At 34.9% G+C, this 18,593-nt stretch carries 17 protein-coding genes and 1 riboswitch; of the genes, 3 read left to right on the forward strand and 14 right to left on the reverse strand.

The annotated features are described in order from the left end of the window. A partial coding sequence (locus tag V7056_RS02730) for a PTS sugar transporter subunit IIB (protein ID WP_499699054.1) occupies window positions 1–668 on the forward strand: 668 nt, incomplete at its 5' end. A 113-nt stretch (window positions 669–781) separates the two neighbouring features. After that, window positions 782–883: riboswitch (purine riboswitch) on the forward strand. Window positions 884–1,025: 142 nt separating this feature from the next. Then, on the forward strand, window positions 1,026–1,613 hold the full coding sequence (locus tag V7056_RS02735) for a xanthine phosphoribosyltransferase (RefSeq protein ID WP_499699056.1): 588 nt from the start codon (window positions 1,026–1,028) through the stop codon (window positions 1,611–1,613). Between the two features lie 20 nt (window positions 1,614–1,633). Here the strand turns inward: V7056_RS02735 and V7056_RS02740 are convergent, their stop codons facing one another. From V7056_RS02740 to V7056_RS02760, 5 genes are all read right to left on the reverse strand, one after another. Next, window positions 1,634–1,855 carry a hypothetical protein gene (locus V7056_RS02740; RefSeq protein WP_499699058.1) on the reverse strand — a complete coding sequence of 74 codons (222 nt, stop codon included), beginning with the start codon at window positions 1,853–1,855 and terminating at the stop codon, window positions 1,634–1,636. Window positions 1,856–2,245: 390 nt separating this feature from the next. Then, entirely contained in the window at window positions 2,246–3,256 is a 1,011-nt protein-coding gene (locus tag V7056_RS02745; protein WP_499699060.1) for a FecCD family ABC transporter permease, read from the reverse strand. Further along, window positions 3,253–4,263 carry a FecCD family ABC transporter permease gene (locus V7056_RS02750; RefSeq protein ID WP_499699062.1) on the reverse strand — a complete coding sequence of 337 codons (1,011 nt, stop codon included), beginning with the start codon at window positions 4,261–4,263 and terminating at the stop codon, window positions 3,253–3,255. Before V7056_RS02750 ends, V7056_RS02745 begins: the two co-directional genes overlap by 4 nt. Before the next feature lie 72 nt (window positions 4,264–4,335). Further along, window positions 4,336–5,247 (reverse strand): iron-hydroxamate ABC transporter substrate-binding protein, encoded by a 912-nt coding sequence (locus V7056_RS02755; RefSeq protein WP_499699064.1) that lies wholly within the window; start codon window positions 5,245–5,247, stop codon window positions 4,336–4,338. A 12-nt stretch (window positions 5,248–5,259) separates the two neighbouring features. Next, a complete protein-coding gene (locus V7056_RS02760; protein ID WP_499699066.1) occupies window positions 5,260–6,042 on the reverse strand; it encodes an ABC transporter ATP-binding protein in 783 nt (260 codons plus the stop codon). 194 nt (window positions 6,043–6,236) lie between these two features. Here V7056_RS02760 and V7056_RS02765 point away from each other — a divergent pair, with 194 nt between their 5' ends. Further along, window positions 6,237–7,286: an NAD(P)/FAD-dependent oxidoreductase gene (locus tag V7056_RS02765; RefSeq protein ID WP_499699068.1), complete on the forward strand. Its 1,050-nt coding sequence runs from the start codon at window positions 6,237–6,239 to the stop codon at window positions 7,284–7,286. A gap of 156 nt (window positions 7,287–7,442) precedes the next feature. Here the strand turns inward: V7056_RS02765 and V7056_RS02770 are convergent, their stop codons facing one another. From V7056_RS02770 to V7056_RS02810, 9 genes are all read right to left on the reverse strand, one after another. Beyond that, window positions 7,443–7,988 carry a hypothetical protein gene (locus V7056_RS02770; RefSeq protein WP_499699069.1) on the reverse strand — a complete coding sequence of 182 codons (546 nt, stop codon included), beginning with the start codon at window positions 7,986–7,988 and terminating at the stop codon, window positions 7,443–7,445. Between the two features lie 261 nt (window positions 7,989–8,249). Then, window positions 8,250–9,671, reverse strand: coding sequence for an NAD-dependent succinate-semialdehyde dehydrogenase (locus tag V7056_RS02775; RefSeq protein ID WP_499699161.1), 1,422 nt, complete (start codon window positions 9,669–9,671; stop codon window positions 8,250–8,252). Window positions 9,672–9,703: 32 nt separating this feature from the next. Beyond that, complete coding sequence (gene gabT / locus V7056_RS02780) at window positions 9,704–11,074, reverse strand: 4-aminobutyrate--2-oxoglutarate transaminase (protein WP_499699071.1); 1,371 nt, start codon at window positions 11,072–11,074, stop codon at window positions 9,704–9,706. A 63-nt stretch (window positions 11,075–11,137) separates the two neighbouring features. Beyond that, entirely contained in the window at window positions 11,138–12,619 is a 1,482-nt protein-coding gene (locus tag V7056_RS02785) for an amino acid permease (protein WP_499699073.1), read from the reverse strand. Window positions 12,620–12,862: 243 nt separating this feature from the next. Continuing rightward, window positions 12,863–13,144: a YokU family protein gene (locus tag V7056_RS02790; protein ID WP_499699075.1), complete on the reverse strand. Its 282-nt coding sequence runs from the start codon at window positions 13,142–13,144 to the stop codon at window positions 12,863–12,865. Continuing rightward, window positions 13,141–14,577, reverse strand: a complete 1,437-nt coding sequence (gene kamA, locus V7056_RS02795; protein WP_499699077.1) for a lysine 2,3-aminomutase — start codon at window positions 14,575–14,577, stop codon at window positions 13,141–13,143. Before kamA ends, V7056_RS02790 begins: the two co-directional genes overlap by 4 nt. A 401-nt stretch (window positions 14,578–14,978) precedes the next feature. Beyond that, entirely contained in the window at window positions 14,979–16,364 is a 1,386-nt protein-coding gene (locus V7056_RS02800) for a sigma-54 interaction domain-containing protein (protein ID WP_499699163.1), read from the reverse strand. Window positions 16,365–16,433: 69 nt separating this feature from the next. Next, on the reverse strand, window positions 16,434–17,297 hold the full coding sequence (gene ablB / locus V7056_RS02805; protein WP_499699079.1) for a putative beta-lysine N-acetyltransferase: 864 nt from the start codon (window positions 17,295–17,297) through the stop codon (window positions 16,434–16,436). Continuing rightward, window positions 17,275–18,585, reverse strand: coding sequence for a peptidase (locus V7056_RS02810; protein ID WP_499699081.1), 1,311 nt, complete (start codon window positions 18,583–18,585; stop codon window positions 17,275–17,277). The genes ablB and V7056_RS02810 overlap by 23 nt, the downstream gene beginning before the upstream one ends. Window positions 18,586–18,593 lie beyond the last annotated feature (8 nt).

Raw genomic sequence — 18,593 nt, forward strand, 5'->3', positions numbered from 1 at the left:
CATTATTTATTTCTATATTACCTTCATACAGTCATAGTAAAATTGGACATTCTGAAGTAATGAATTTATACCATTATCAAAAAAATACTTTTTATGAAGAGCTATATGTATTTGTGGATATGTTGGGAAGTGAGTTAGGTTTTACATTACATATGAATAATGAATTTATTATTTCATTACAAAAGCAATTTAAGGATTTTACACTACTTATAAACTCTATAGAAGTGAATAAACCTTCTAACACGATCATCCAATATGTTGAAACTAATTATCGGGATTTATATCAAACTGTTAAACTAGTAATGAACAATTGGACTAGAAAATATTCCTATTTTGAAGCGACTAATGATGTTGTCGCAAAGGTTACATTAACGATTCAAGCGTCTGTACTTAGGCAAAATCTCAACAAGAATAGAGTATTACTATTAACAAGTGAGGGATATGGTTTACAACAATACCTAATGTCTAGACTTGAACAAGCATTCAGTAACAAAATTCAATTTGTAGAACTTAGACAAGGAGGATTTACACAAGAAAATCTAATTTCTTTGAATTTAGATTTAATCATATCTGATTTTCAACTTAATCTTGAAGGGTTTCCAATCGCATATATTCAATCAACATTGACCCAAAGAAATATTAGTCAAATTTCCAAGTTCATAAAATGATAATCACTTGATTCATCCAACTATATAATAATGATCACCTATTTATTAATGACAAATATTGTTATTCCTTGATTAAACTAGACCTTTCGATTGAAAACATGTTATAGTTTCATTAAATTCATAATCAATTCACTCGTATAATCGTGAGGATATGGCTCACAAGTTTCTACCGGTTAACCGTAAATATACCGACTATGAGTGGTAACACAGCTGGTAGTTTATTATTTCATGTGACTTTTTAAAACTCAAAATGTGTTACTTCACTCATTCTAAACAGTGGAGTAATATGTTTTGAGTTTTTTTGTATAGGTCTAAATATTTAATCGGAAGCTTTGTAAAAATAAGGGGGATAAATAAATGAAGTTATTAATAGATAAAATTGAAAAAGAAGGAACTGTTCTAGCAAATGATGTATTAAAGGTTGATGCATTTTTAAATCATCAAATGGATCCTTTTTTAATGAAAGAGATTGGAGAAGAATTTGCGCGCTTATTTTCTTCTGAAAATATTACGAAGGTAGTTACAATTGAATCTTCTGGAATTGGTCCTGGATTAATGACAGCTTTGGCATTACAAGTTCCACTTGTATTTGCACGTAAGAAAAAATCAATTACAATGCAGCAAGACGTTTACACAGCTAAAGTATATTCATTTACGAAAAGAGAAGAAAATGAAATTTCAATTTCACATAAATGGTTAGAGGCAGGAGACAGAGTTCTCATTATTGATGACTTTTTAGCAAATGGTCAGGCTGCACTTGGCTTGCTTTCAATCGTAGAAGAAGCTAAAGCCGAAGCAGTTGGTTTCGGAATTGTAATTGAAAAATCATTCCAAGAAGGCGGTAATCTTCTGCGCGAACGAGGATATCGCGTTGAATCATTAGCAAGAATTCAATCATTAAAAGACAATAAAGTGACTTTTGTCGAAGAGACATTGCATATTTAAATTTTAGACTCTATTAAGTATTAATAAATAGCCATTAAAAAAGAGGCATTGCTTGTAACATAAAACAATGTCTCTTTTGGGAAATGGATCATCTTTTTAAACATATTACCACCAGTTACTACTGTGTGGTTTTTTCGTGTTAATATTTGCATATTTGCAACATCGGAACTCCTATTCATATGTGTCTCATGCTTTATTATCGAACTAGCAGTATCCGGAACATCACATCTATCAACTTTCAATCTACTACCAGCTACCTGAAACTCGGCTAGACTCATCATTCGATTGATCAGAATCAGTTTCAGAAATGCACCTCTTCGATGATCATGACCTATTAACCAGTCTTACAACCTGAAAGTTTCTTATTTTACACTTTATATGAAAAAACTGTAAAAATGATTGTATACTTGTCCTATTTTCATATTTAGCATTAAAAAAACTAACACTTTGTTTACGATCATCTAACACAAGCTTTCTTCGCCTGCCTACCTGTGTGCTCATTTTTAATTAAGATAACGCTTCTGTCGTTTGACTTTTTGTCTCAATAGACAAGAGCTTTCAATCATTCCAAAGACTTTCCACTTACTTCTACACAAAAAAACCATGAACTTTTTTGTTCATGGTTAATGTGATTATGATTTTTTTAAGATTAAATAAACAAAATAAGGTCCACCAATTAATGCAACGACGATCCCAGCAGGAATACCTTCTGGTTCAACTAAATTACGGCCAACTGTGTCCGCTACTAATAGCAATAGTCCACCTATTAAGATTGCAATTGGAAGAAATAGTTGATTCCTTGGACCAATTAAACTTTTAGCCATGTGTGGAGCCATTAAGCCAATAAATGCAATACCACCAGTTATCGAAACTGCTGATGCTGCTAAAGCTACTGCAGATAAGAGTAATATTACACGTTCCTTTTCTAGTGATATCCCTACTCCGATCGCAACCGGCTCATTTAAGCTAAGTATATTTAGTGTATTCGCTTTATATAAAGTAAATGGAATTAGGATAATTAGCCATGGAAGGAAAGCCCATATAAACGGCCAATCAGTACCCCAAATACTTCCTGCTAACCATTTTGCAATGAAATCAACTTTTACACGTTCTGCAGATGAAATCAGTACAATCATAATACCAGATAATGCCATAGAGAATCCGATCCCAACTAGTACTAATCGTACCGGTTGAAGACCAGTATTTTTTTTATATGAAAATAAATAAATAATTCCTGCTGTTAATAATGCACCAAAGAACCCTACAATTGGAATGACATAAACGAATGATCCCGCTTCTATTGGCATGTATAAAAAGAATATTGTAATGGCTACACCTGCTCCAGCATTGAAGCCTAAAATCCCTGGCTCAGCCATATCATTTCGTGTGATTCCTTGTAAAATTGCACCAGATAAAGCTAGTGCCATTCCAGCTAGAAAAGTGATAATCATTCGTGGCAATCTTATAGAAAATATAATAAATTCTTCTTTAAATGTACCATCACCTAAAAATGTTGGTAGTAATCTACTATATGGAATTGCAGAATAACCCATTCCCATTCCAATGACCATTGTAATGAATATCAGTAGAGCAAGTGCGATCAAAATGATTCGTTGTTTTCGAATAACTGCAGGTTGGATCATGAGAATTCCTTACCTCCTTTATGAACAATGATTAGGAAGAAAGGTAGACCGATCATCGCAACGATTGCAGCTACCGGTGTTTCATATGGTATATTGATCGTTCTTCCAAGCGTATCCGCGAAAAGTAAAAATGTAGCTCCAAAAATAGCTGACATAGGCAAAATAAATCGATAATCTGTACCAACGAATGCACGTACAATATGTGGTACCATTAATCCAAGAAATGCCATATTTCCAACTAAGGCAACTGAAGCACCTGCAAGTAAAATAATAATGACGAACAGTAGTGCTTTGATTTTATTAATGTTTTGACCTAAACCAATAGCTACTTCTTCATTTAGGCTAAGGATTGTCAATTGTCTAGATAGGAATAGTGAAACGATAATTCCTATGACAATAAATGGAACGACGATCTTAATCTGTCCCCATGATGTACCGATTAATCCTCCAGACGTCCACATTGAGATGTTCTGAGAGATTTTAAAATAGATTCCTATTCCGTCTGAAATCGCATATAAAAACCCTGAAACAGCCGCCCCAGCTAGAACGATACGAAAAGGTGAAAAACCTCCCTTTTTCATCGAACCAATACCAAAAACGATTAGCGAACCAACTGCGGCTCCTATAAAACAAGCAATCATAATGCCAAAATAATTAAGCGTTGGGAAAAAGGCAATTGTAATGGCAAGTGCTGCGTTGGCACCTGCAGTTAATCCAAGTAAACCTGGATCAGCCAGAGGATTTCTCGTCATCCCTTGCATGATTGCACCAGCAACAGCCAATGCCGCTCCAACAAAAATCGCTGCAACCTCACGTGGTAAACGAATTTCTTGAATGATTGATATTTGCTGACTTTTTGCATTCGTAAAAATAGCTTTCCATACATCACTTACAGTTGTATCTGCAGCCCCGTATATAATCGATATTACAAACATACTTAAAAAAATTAGTAATCCTAAAATGAGTTTAAAAAAGAATGGAATTGAACCTTTATTTTTTTTTGTCATTAATCTCTCATCTTTTCTCTAATAGAATGAAAGAGTAGGAATTCTTTAAATTAGAATCCCTACTCTTTTTAGTTAGTTAGCTAGAAATTTCTCTTTAAAGAAATCTAATTGCATATCTAGAGTAAGTGGATCATTGAAGTAGAATTCACTTCCATTTACTTCATATACATGTTGATTTTTTACAGCTGGAATATTCTTATAAGTTTCCGTAGTTTCTACTGAAGTATCTGTTTGATCAAATTTACTAAAGATTACATAATCTCCCATAAATTCGGGAAGTACTTCTAATGAAATCGCAAAATATCCTGGTTTTAAAGCATTTTCTTCAACCTTTTTAGGCATTTTTAATTTCATTTCTTGATAAAGAATTTCTGTACCGCGTCCCCAGTTATTTCCATAAACATAAAGTTGCTTATCGAATTTTTCAATTACAGAAACAGTTGTGTCAGCACCAATTTTTGCTTTGATGTCTTCACCAGCTTGTGCAGCACGTTCTTTAAAATCATCTACCCATGCTTGAGCTTCTTTTTCTTTATTTAATAGTTTGCCAATTTCAATATGTTGAGTTAAGTAATCTACTTTTCCATAAGTATAAACGACTGTAGGAGCAATTTCTTTTAATTTATCAATGTTTTTAACATTATCTAATCCAATAATTAAATCTGGATTTAATTCGATAATTTTTTCTAAACTTTCGTCTGTTACTTCTTCCGCACCTTTTAATTTATCAGTCCAGCGTGGATTAGCTTTTGACCAAGCATCAACACCCACAATATTTACATCTAATGCCATTACATTACCTGCAAATGATGAAAGTACAACTACACGCTTTGGATCAGCTGGTACTTTAACTGGACCATTCTGAGATTCATATGTAATTGTTCCAGATTTTTTCTCTTTTTTATCTTTGTCTGTTGAACCATTACTACAAGCACTAATAATCAGTACGAAAACTAGTAGAAATGGTACCAAAAATTTCTTCATCAATCTATCTCCTTATAATAAATTATATGTTATACACATAGGTTTGTTTGTCCTAGGATCTCTTCCTATTTCTGTATCGATTTGGAATACTTCTTTCAGTACTTCATGATTTATGACTTCTTCACAATTTCCTGCTTTTACGATTTCACCGTCTTTTAAAGCGATAATATAATCAGCAAAACGAGCAGCTTGATTTAAATCATGTAACACCATTACAATAGTACGTTCTTGTTCTCGGTTTAATCTTTGTAGTAGTTCTAGAATCTCAAGTTGATGAGCCATATCTAAATATGTAGTCGGTTCATCAAGGAAAATAATTTCCGTTTCTTGAGCAAGTGCCATTGCAATCCAGACACGTTGACGTTGACCTCCAGAAAGAGAATCAACCGGTTGATATTTATAGTCTTGTGTACCAGTCACTTCAAGTGCCCAGTCAATCACTTCAATATCCTTTTTTGTTAAACGTCCGAAACCACTTTGGTATGGGAAACGGCCATATGATACTAATTCACCAACTGTTAATCCACTTGCACTCTCAGGTGTTTGAGGCAATATCGCCATTTTCTTAGCTAGTAATTTTGTATTTTCTGATGAAATGTTTTCACCATCTAATATAATAGTTCCAGATTGGTGAGAAATAATACGTGTAATCGCCTTCAAAAGTGTCGATTTCCCACATCCATTTGAACCTATAATAGTTGTTATCTGCTTATCAGGTATTTTTATATTAAGGTCTTTTATAATCAAACGCTCTCCATAGCCAATGGTTAAATCATCAGTATACAGACGTACCATAAATTGACCTCCATTCATTGAATATTATGAATCTGTTGATAATGATTATCAATTTCGTATCACTTTGTAAATATAATCTGATTCTAATCTATTGTCAATATAGTTTGTAAATTAATATTGAAAAAAATGTGAGAATAGTTTATATTTATTGAGAATGATAATCAATAACGGAAACTTACTGGAGTGAAACGGTAATGACAATGGAAGCGCTTTTTGATGTAACAGTAATTGGCGGTGGTCCAGCTGGACTATATTCTGCTTTCTATAGTGGTTTAAGAGAAATGAAAACAAAAATAATTGAGTTCCAACCACAATTAGGTGGTAAGGTTCATGTTTATCCAGAAAAAATGATTTGGGATGTTGGCGGTCAGCCACCTATTCCTGGTGAAAAATTTATAAAGCAAATTGTCCAACAAGGATTAACGTTTGATCCGACTGTTGTTTTAAATGAAAAAGTAGAAACAATTAATAAAAATGAGGATGGCTATTTTGTATTAGAAACGTCTTCAGGACAAAAACACTTTTCAAAAACAGTTATTGTAGCTGTTGGTAGTGGGATTCTAAATCCTCAAAAGCTTGAAATTGAGGGTGCGGAGCGATTTGAAGTTTCAAATTTAAACTACACTGTAAAATCATTAAAACGCTTTAAAGATAAAACAGTTATCATATCTGGCGGAGGAAATACAGCAATTGACTGGGCTAATGAATTAGAGCCGATTGCTAAAAAAGTCTTTTTAACATATCGTAAAGAGGCTTTAAAGGGTCATGAAGCTGGTGTATCCCAATTAATGAATAGTTCGGTTGACTGTCTATTTAATACTTCTATTACTAAATTAATTGCCGGTATGAATAATGAAGAAATTGATCAAGTTGAACTTACTAATAATGAAACAAATGAAATATCACATTTACAAATTGACGAAGTAATCATTAACCATGGTTACGAACAAGATACTTCATTATTAAATAATAGTGAAATTCAAATTGAAATGATTCAGAACTACTACATTAAAGGGAATACTACAAGTGAAACATCCATTGAAGGACTGTTTGCTGCTGGGGATATTTTAATGCATGATGGTAAATTACAATTGATTGCAGGTGCTTTTCAAGATGCTGCAAACGCAGTGAACAAAGCAAAACAATTTATTCAACCTGATGCAAGTAGTGCTGCCATGGTTTCATCACATAATGATGTGTTTAAACAACGTAATCGTGCCTTAATTAAACAAATGATGAGTTAATTACAAACTAAGAATATAGAATAAATAAAATAAACGCATCTTCTTTTTTTGGAGGATGCGTTTTAAGTTTATAGACAAAGTACTAATACTCAGAAATTCAGATTGACTGAAACGAATCCATTTTTATTAGAGGATTCCTTTTTTCTATAAAATGACTTATTTCCATACTGTCTTATACTTTTTTTGATATTTAAGATCTTCTTCCTTTTCAATTAACTCTAATGCAAGATATTTAATCTCGTCAATTCCTACTTCATCATGTAAGTTCTTTAAGCACTGAATGATATCGAAGCGAATTAAAGTACAGTTTTTCTCTTCTTTGCAATTTAGAAATCGGTCTGATAAATGATGAATGACCATCTCTCTTTGTTCAGGACCAGCTAATCCTACTCTCCAAATCGCTTGCAAGGTATGCCTTGCTGTTACGAATTTTGGATCGTAAGTTACTTTCCAAATGTCAGGGAAATCATTTACGATTCTTTTTTTTGGATCACTAATTGCCAGGTTAGAAAGAAACTGTGCTGCTCTGGATCTTTGGTGGTTACCTTTATGCGTTAAATCTGCTTTTAACTTGTCCCACACATCGTACGACCAATCTACCTTTTCTTTAGTAACTGAAATAATATAGTTAAATGCCTCATATTGTAGATTCTTATCAGTAGAATCAAGATTCTCAAAATATGTTTGAATAGTTGAATCCATCGACTTCACCCCATGCGAAACTTTATGATCATGATTTTTGCAACCTCGTAAGAGATCCTGCGTATCTAAGTAGCTATTATCTTACCAAATAGTTAGGTCTGAAGAAAGATTTCACGAATTTTATTTTTCCCATCAGTTGATTTCGTCAATATGCTACCTGAAATTAGTTATTTTCTTATTAAATACTCACCAACAAAAATGTTAATTGAGCATAAAAAAAGACATAAGAATCAAAATGACCCTATGTCTTAAAGTTTTTCCCTATAGATCTAACCCTATAGAAATATATTTAACTTCTAAAAACTCTTCTATTCCAAAATGGCCACCCTCTCTTCCAAGTCCACTTTCTTTATAGCCTCCGAAAGGAACTTGAACAGCTGAAGGCAATGCATCATTTAACCCGATAATTCCGTATTCCAATGCTTCTGTTATTCTAAATGAACGGCTTAGGTTCTCCGTATACACATAAGCAGCAAGCCCGTATACTGAATTATTAGCTCTTTCGATTACTTCTTCTTCAGTTTTAAACGTAGATATTGGTGCAATTGGACCAAATATTTCTTCCTTCATACATGCCATATCATCTGTGATACCTGACAAAATTGTTGGTGCGTAATAAAAGCCTTCTAATTCAGTTGGTTGTTCACCACTAAATACAACTTTACCTCCGTTTTTAGTCGCATCATCAACCAACATTTTTACTTTTTCTAATGCATCGCGATCAATTAATGGTCCGATATCGATACCTTCATCTAATCCATTGCCCACCTTTAACTTTTCTAGCTCTTTTTTAAAAAGCATCGTAAATTCTTCAGCTACTTTTTCATGAACATAAATTCTGTTCGTACAGATGCAAGTTTGACCTGCATTTCGAAATTTTGACTGAACTAGACCTACTGCTGCTTTTTGCAAATTTGCGTCGTCCATGACAATAAAAGGTGCATTTCCACCAAGCTCCAATGAAACTTTTTTAACATTCTCCGCTGCGTTCCTCATGAGCGTTTTACCGACTTCAGTTGATCCAGTAAATGTAATCTTCGTTACTCTAGGATCTTTTAACCATGCTTCACCAATTTCTGAAGATTTACCAGTAACGACATTCAGTACACCTTTTGGGATCCCCGCTTCATGTGCTAATTCAGCTAGCTTTAATGCTGTTAGCGGCGTTTGCGTCGCTGGTTTAATAACTGTTGTACACCCTGCAGCAAGGGCGGGTGCTACTTTTCTTGTAATCATTGCAGCTGGAAAATTCCATGGCGTAATTGCGGCTACAACTCCAACTGGTTCTTTTCTTACCAAGATTCGCTTATTAGGCTGAGAGGCTGGAATCGTTTCACCATAAATTCTCTTTCCTTCCTCTGCATACCAAGATATAAATCCATTAGCATAAGCCATCTCTCCAAGTGCTTCCTTTAAAGGCTTTCCTTGTTCAAGTGTCATTAACTTAGCTAACTCTTCTTTGTTCTCATCAATTAGACGATGCCATTTCATCAGTAAATGAGATCGTTCTTCAGCTGTCTTTTTCGACCAAATTTTAAAAGCTCTATGAGCAGCATCTACTGCTTGTTTTGCTTCAGTCGTACCACCAGTTGGAATTGCACCTATCACCATTCCAGTTGCCGGATTTGTTACTTTTGTAAATGAACCTTTATCATTTCCAACCCAGTTCCCATCTATATACATTGGATAGATTTCATGTTTTTCTTTTATTTGGCTCATAAGTTTACCTCCAATTGTAATTCTGATGATAACACTGCTTCAATTGACTCTCCTAAAATATCAAGACCTTCTTCGAGTTGTTCATCAGTAATCGTTAATGGCATTAATAAACGAATGACATTCCCAAATATTCCAGCACTTAATAGCATTAATCCTCTACTATTTGCTTCCTTTACAATTTTCCCAACAGCTACTTTGTCAGGTGTTTTATCAGTTTTATTTGTAACAATTTCCATTGCACACATTGCACCAATGCCTCTAATATCACCAATTTGATCAAAACGCTTTGCCCATTGATGCATTCTTCTATTTACTTTATCTCCGATGATAACAGCTCGTTCGTTTAAACCTTCATCTTCAATTATATCTAGTACAGCTAATGCAGCCTGACAACCAAGTGGACTGCCTGCGTATGTGCCACCTAATTCCCCGCTTTCAGAAACATCCATTATCTCTTTTCTACCGATTACACCACTAATTGGTACGCCAGCACCCATAGACTTTGAGATGGTAATCAAGTCTGGCTCAATTCCAAAATGTTCGATTGCAAAGTATTTACCTGTTCTTGCGAAGCCCGTTTGTATTTCATCTGCAACAAATAAAATGCCATATTCTGAGCAAATCTCTCTTACTCTTTTCACAAAGTTAAGATCTGGAACAATAAAACCACCTTCGCCTTGGATTGGTTCCATTACTACAGCTGCAATGGTTTCAGGCGCAACTTCAGAAATAAGAAACTGTTCAAATTGTTCAATCATGAATTGACTATATTCCATTTCGTTCAACTGATCTGGACGGCGATAAACGTATGGATAAGGAGCCTTATAAACTTCAGGTGCAAATGGACCAAAACCAAACTTATAAGGTTTGACCTTACTTGTCATCGTCATTGTCATCAACGTTCTTCCATGAAACCCTCTAGTAAATGAAATGATTCCTTGACGTTTTGTATACTTTCTCGCAATCTTCACTGCATTTTCGACAGCTTCTGCTCCACTATTAAAAAAAGCAACTTGTTTTTCAAAACTTCCAGGCGAAACCTTAGCTAGACGTTCAGCTAGTTGAATATACGATTCATACATCATGACATTAAAACCAGTATGAATAAAATTCTCTGCCTGCTTTTGAAGCGCTCTAACTACTCTAGGATGAGAGTGCCCCACATTTAAAGTGCCAATTGCACCAGCAAAATCAATGAATGTATTACCATCAATATCTTCAACAAGCGCACCACTTGCACTCTTTACAAAGGTTTCACAATTATTACTAATCCCTTTTGGCACTGCTTTTTTTCTTCTCTCAAAGAGATCCATAGATTTTGGTCCAGGAATTGATGTTTGGATTTTAACGAATTTTCTTTTACTCATTCTTACACCATCCTATAATATAGTCGGGGAATCAAAACATATTAGTCATTTATTCTTCTTTTTTTAGTTATTATTTAAGTCACACTCTTTGATCGGAACGATTTTAGTTCTTTTTATCAGTTTGTAACCAATCCAAAGTGCTAGAAAAAGTGGTAACCCGATATATGAAACAAGAACGCCATTCCAGTCGATGGATTCTCCTGTAAATGCAGCATAGTTTTGTCCAAGAATGACAACGCCACATAGCGCAAATGCAAACAATGGTCCAAACGGATACCATTTAGCCTTATACGGTAATTCGTTTAAGTCTCTCCCTTGCGCTAAAAATGCTTTTCTAAATCGATAGTGACAGATTGCAATCCCGATCCACGCAATAAATCCAGACATTCCAGATGCATTTAATAGCCAAACATATACGACACCGTCACCATATAAAGAAGCTAAAAATGCAATTGTTCCGACTGCAGAAGTTGCAATCAAAGCATTTACTGGAATCCCGCGCTTGTTTAATTTACCAAGAAATTTTGGTGCTTTATCTTGTCGAGCAAGGTCCCATAGCATTCTTGCCGAAGCATACATACCTGAGTTTCCTGCCGACAATACAGCAGTTAAGATAACAGCATTCATAATTGATGCTGCAAAAGCAATTCCAGCTTTATCAAATACTAAAGTGAAAGGACTAACTGCAACATCACCACTTGCTAGATTTTCATTTGTATAGGGAATTAATAGTCCAATTACAATAATCGATAAAACATAAAATAAAAGAATGCGCCAAAATATTTGTCGTGCTGCACGAGGTATATTCTTATTTGGTTCTTCACTTTCACCTGCTGCAACACCTAATAGTTCTGTTCCTTGAAATGAAAAACCTGCTGCCATAAAAATTCCAAGTGTTGTCATAAATCCACCATGAAAAGGTGCATCACCAATCGTAAAATTTTTGAATCCGACTGCTTCTCCACCAATGATTCCAAAAATCATTAAGAAGCCCGCAATTAAAAAAATAATGACTGTTACAACCTTTATTAATGAAAACCAGTATTCTGATTCGCCAAATCCTTTAACAGAGAGATAGTTTAGTAGAAATATGATTGCTAAAAACAATGCACTCCATAGAATTGAAGACGTTTCTGGGAGCCAAAATTTCATAATCATTGTTACTGCCGCTAATTCGGCAGCGATTGTAATTGCCCAGTTATACCAATAATTCCAACCAAGAGCAAAGCCTAGTGCAGGGTCTACAAATTTAGTTGCATAAGTGCTAAACGATCCTGCGACTGGCATATATGTAGCCATTTCTGCAAGGCTTGTCATTAAAAAATACACCATTATTCCAATTGCGATATAAGATACGAGAACACCGCCGGGTCCAGCATTGTGAATGGCACCACCACTTGCTAAAAACAAACCAGTTCCGATTGTTCCACCGAGTGAAATCATTGTTAAATGTCGAGGCTTTAATCCTCGTTTTAACTCACCTGTCACCGATGATAATTGATTCTTAGATTCAAGGACTGTTAATGTACTAACTGAATTTTTCATTACAATACCCCTTTTTCAGTCAACTTTTGAAACATAAGATTGAAATCGTTTCTTTTCATAACATCAATTATTCGTATATATTAGGATTCTTTTATTCAATGACTTATGAAATCTATTATTTTCATTTATTCACCCGCGTATAAAACGCTTACAATATTTATTCCTAGCGCTCATTGATTATTATTCTATCCAGCTATCATCTGATTAGAGAAAAATCGGAAGCAGTTTGTCGCTTCCGATCCCCTATTTGGAGAAATCAAAATAATTTCTTTTTAATAATCTTGGTTGCTGTAATAATTCTGTAAATCGTAGTGTCTTCTCAAGCAACTTTGTATTAATTAGAAATAGTTGTTCCTCAATTACGTTCACTGTTTCATCTGTTTGATACGTTATATGACATTCGTGACATTCAATACATGGTGTTTCCCTAATCTCAATCGCTTTTGTTCCGTCTGGAAGTTCCCAATATACTGTGTTAGTTGTCTCTTCTATTTTGACAGACTCACACCATTGACACGTCTTCATTCAGCATCACCTTTAGCGTTTGCACTTCCGACTAGTTCTTCTGTACTATGCACCTTTGTTATTTGTGCTTGGAATTTCTTTTCTTTTAATTCATCACGTTTTTCACGTTTATCCTTTAATGAAGCGTGTTCTGGATTCGTTGCATATGTTTTTCGAAGATCCATACGCTGCAGCCCTTCAGGTACCAGATTGAATTTTGTTTCATTCATTAATCCTGCAATTCCCGCATTAGAGCGTTTTTCATCCATGTCAGGATAAATTTCTTTAAAATAAGCATCCGCTCTTCCTGGAACATAATTCTGTGGTTCTGGATACGTTGTGATAACACCTTCAAAGTTACGAAGAACAACCTTATCTGCACTTTGTGAAATCATATAATTTGGCTGTAGAGAAATCTTTCCTCCACCACCAGGTGCATCAACTACGAATGTTGGAACAGCATAACCAGATGTATGGCCACGTAGACCTTCCATAATTTCTAATCCTTTAGAAACAGGAGCACGGAAATGACCAATTCCCTCTGATAAATCGCACTGATAAATATAGTATGGGCGAACACGAATTTTAACTAGATCGTGCATTAGCTTTTTCATGATTGGTACACTATCGTTAATTCCTGCTAAGATAACCGCTTGATTACCTAAAGGAACACCAGCATTTGCAAGCATTTCACATGCACGTTTTGATTCTTCTGTGATTTCAATCGATGTATTAAAGTGCGTATTTAGCCAAACTGGATGATATTTTTTTAAGATATTACAAAGATTTTCTGTAATACGTTGTGGGAACACAACAGGCGCTCTTGTACCGATACGAATGATTTCTACATGTGGGATTTCTCTTAAATTTTTCAAAATATATTCTAAGATATTATCATTAATTAATAAGCCGTCACCACCTGAGATTAATACATCTCGAACTTGTGGCGTCTTACTAATATAATTAATAGCTGCATCAAGCTGCTTTTTTGGTACACCCATTCCGATTTGGCCAGAGAATCGGCGTCTTGTACAATAACGGCAATACATTGAGCATTGGTTTGTTACTAAAAATAACACGCGATCTGGATACCTGTGAGTTAATCCTGGTACAGGAGAATCCTCATCTTCATGTAATGGATCCTCTAAATCAAATCTTGTTTTGTTAATCTCTGAAGAAATAGGTACTGATTGCATACGAACCGGACAACGCGGATCATCTGGATTCATTAGAGAAGCATAGTATGGTGTAATGTTTAACGGAATCGTTTTTGTAGCAATTTTTACGCCATCTTCTTCTTCTGGTGTAATATTGATTACCTTTTTTAAGTCATCTAATGTCTTAATTGTGTTTGTTAGTTGCCAAACCCAATCATTCCACTGTTCTTCTGTTACGTCTTTCCACAAATCGATTTCTTTCCAATGTCTATTTGGAGCGTAAACTGCATTTACCATACGTACATCCCCCTTCGAATATTATATTTTTTATAAAGCAAGAGTCGTGCCAAAGTTTAACAAACTTTACATAAAGAAAATAATAAACCCACGTTAACATTGAAAATTCTAACTATTCAAACGTTTTATTTTTTTTACACATACGCAAATCTGATAGAAACTTTAGTAAATTAATAATTTATATTCAACTAAACATAAAAAACCGCCTAAATTTAGGCGGCTTATTTTATCGTTAAAGTATAAAAAATGATGTTGAGATTGATTGAGGATACCTTCCTTTAGATGTGCAAAACCTGATATAGCATGGCTTTACCACTAATTGTAAGAGCACCGAGAGCAGGTTAAGCAACAAGGAAAGTGACCATTTTTCCAACAGTCTAAACCGCCTACATTTTGGCAGCTTATACAGTTATATTTAGTTTTTGTATCTTATACTGAAGCGTTTGACGCGGTATTTCAAGCAGTGATGCAGCCTGCTGAATATTACCTTTCGTTTGAAGCAATGCTTGTTTAATGAGCGAAGCCTCCATTTCTTGCATCGCCATTCGCAATGCTTGTACTCCCTTTGTGTCAGTACTTTTTTTAATCTGTTGAAGTTGAATTGGTAGATGTTTGACCGTAAGCGTATGGCCTTCTGCCATAATCATCGCGTGCTCAATTGTATGCTTTAATTCGCGTACATTACCTGGCCATTTATATTGATGAAATAACTCAAATACAGTATGTTCCACGTTTCTTATATTTTTTGAGAAGCGTTCATTAAACAACTCGACAAAGTGAGATGTTAATAACTCAATATCAAAATTTCGCTCTCGTAATGGTGGAATGAACAATGAAAAAACATTTAAACGATAATATAAGTCTGGTCGCATTGTTCCATTTTGGACACAATCTAAAGGAGATTCGTTAATCGCAGCAATTACCCGAACATTAACTTTTCGAGTATTTTGATCACCAATTCGTCGAACGACTCCATCCTCTAATACTCTTAATAACTTGGCTTGAAGCTCTAACGGCATAGAATTAAGCTCATCTAAAAATAATGTTCCTTCATCAGCCAACTCAAATAATCCCGCCCGATCTAACGCCCCTGTATAACTACCTTTTGTAGTCCCAAACAGTATACTTTCTAACAATGATTCGGGTAAGGCTGCACAGTTTTGAGCAATAAAAGGATTATGACAACGAATTGAACAATGATGAATCGACTGTACAAATAGTTCTTTTCCAGTTCCAGTTTCGCCAACGACAAGTACTGCTGAATCAGCATTAGCTACTTTCTCAACTTGCATTTTAACCTCTAATAAAGCGGCGTCGTTAGTCAATATATCTGAAATGGTATAAGAATGAGCTTGTTTCGTTTTACCCTGCTTAGTTTGTGATTTCATACGAGCTTGTAAATCTAAAACCTTTTCTCCAAGCTTTTTAATCGTCGAATAGTCTTTTGCAATTTCAACAGCTCCAATGAGATTATCATCTAGCATGATCGGAATCGTTGTATTAATTGTATCAATGAACTTACCTTTTATGTTCTCATATCGCTGTGGCTGTTGTATAATTGGCTGCTTTGTCTCCAAAACCTTAAGTAAGGTACTTGTTTCTTTCGTCAATGAAGGAAAAGCCTCAAGCACATGTTTCCCAAGAACATCTTCAACTGAAACGCCATCATTCTCAGCTGCAACTTGATTATAAAATATAGTCATTCCATTATTGTCGACAGCATGAATCGATTCATCGATACTGTTTAATATAGCACTAATCATTTCATTAGTTGGAATTGTTGAAATCATCATTTTCACCATCCTTTTACTGCCGAAATTCCAGCGATTTCATGCTCAATTTTCGGCAGTTATACATTAAGAGACTATTTCTGAAAGATCTTTGACCCAAATATTCATGTCTTCTAATTTATCGTAAATGTAACAATTATTTGTCATTCTACCAGTATACATATACCCCAACTGATGGAAAGCAGCGTTCATACCATATGATAACGAGCGAGCAATTGTGTAGGAACAATAAATTGATTGACTGACTAAATCCTGTTCTAACTTTTTCATTATTTCTTTCATCAAACCATGTTTTCTATGATCTACTAATGTTGCACAATTTGTAAGCTCTGCATTTCTTTGTGCCAAATCAATTTCAGCAGATGCCGCACTTACAATGCTTCCTTCTTTTTCGTAAACCCAATAAATAGTATCCTCATCCATTGTTTTCTCTACATATGCAGCCTCGTTTAATGGAGTAGGATAAACCTGAAAAACTTGACCATATAAATTCGCGAGTTTCTTTGCATCTTTTTTATCTGCTCTTCTGAGATGATAGCCCTCTGGAATGATTTTCCCTTTCAATTTATCGCTTTTTAGAACTGCCTCTAATATGTCATCACCTTGAGACCAATAAAGACTATTTCTTCTATCTAGACTATTGTACTTTGTAACAAAAAACGCATCGCTTCCCTGAAAATAACCTTTCACTAAAGCTTCAATCATATAGCCCTTCTGTAAAAAGGAATAGAGATGTTCTTTTCTTGTTTTAATGATTAATTTAGTATACTGATATTCTTTCGCTAGCTTTTCAATTCTCTCAATCAGGTTTGATTCATTCCCTAAGTAATAATCAATCCGAATTCTCTCATTGAAATGATCTAAAGCTCCCTCAAAATAAAAGTTCTCATGCTTTATTTTTATGATTTCATAATACTTCTTCGTTTTCATATACTCCCTCGCCTTCATGCTGTTCTTGTACCTCACACCAATCAATTAATGTACAGGCAATAATTTCAGCAGCTAAAAACATTTGGTCTAAATCAATGAATTCATCTGGATAATGGGCTACCTTTGTTTCTCCAGGTCCAAAGACGATCATAGGAATATCTAAAATTTGCGTAAACAGTCCTCCGTCTGTTCCCCACGGCGCTGCTTCAATGATAGGTTTTTGTTCAGTTATGTGATGATAATTATGCAATAAAGTTTTGACCAACTCATTGTCGGCCTCAACAGAACCTGGAACCCATCTTGCTCCAAACCACTCTACCTCTACTGGATGATCTAAAAACCATTCATCAAGGTTTCCGAGATTTTCTATCCATCTCTCAAACTCTTTTTTAGCATCTTCCATTTTTTCATTAGGAGCCACGCCATATCTACCTTCTAATGTGACAAGATCTGATACTGAGGATGGCCAAGTACCACCATTCATTGTACCTATGTTGATCGGAATTGGAATCGGTACGCCATCGTACAATGGGTCATCAATTCGATCATTTCGTAACTGTTCAAGTTTTTGGATTTGCTGAATTACCAGCAAGCTTTTTTCAATGGCACTTACTCCTTCATATCGAGTGCCGCCATGGGCTACTTTACCTTTTACTTTCAATCTAAACCACATGGACCCTTGCTGCTTAATGAAAAACTTCATATTTGTCGGTTCAGGAATGATTACCCCATCTGCTTCATATCCGCGTAGGATTGCAGCCAAGGTTCCTGCACCGCCACTTTCTTCCTCAATCACACTTTGAAAATGAACATCACCTTTTAGTGAAATGCCGCTTTGTTTTATTGCTTCAATTGCTAATATGAGGGCCACATTACCACCTTTCATATCAGTTGCTCCACGTCCATATAATTTATTATCTTTTACAATTGCACCATAGGGTGGATATGTCCACTGTTGAATATTCCCTTCAGGAACAACGTCAATATGTCCATTTAAAATCATAGACTTACCACCACTCGTACCCTTTAGTGTCGCTACAATATTTGGACTTCCATTGAAGTTCTCTCTTGCGGTAATAAAATATGGATGATCCTTTAACTCATCAATTGATGGTTCCCAAATATCTAAATCCAACTCAAGCTCTCTTAACTTTTCAACAACAATTGCCTGTGCTTTACTCTCATTACCAGAAATGCTGTCTTCCTTTACTAACTGTTTTAATAGTTTGATAGTCTTATCTTTATTATTATTTATATAGTCTTGAATACTTTTTTTGTAATCCTTCAATGTACTCA

This window comes from Bacillus sp. JJ664 (assembly GCF_036962205.1).
In the GTDB taxonomy this organism is placed as follows: Bacteria; Bacillota; Bacilli; order Bacillales; family Bacillaceae_G; genus Gottfriedia.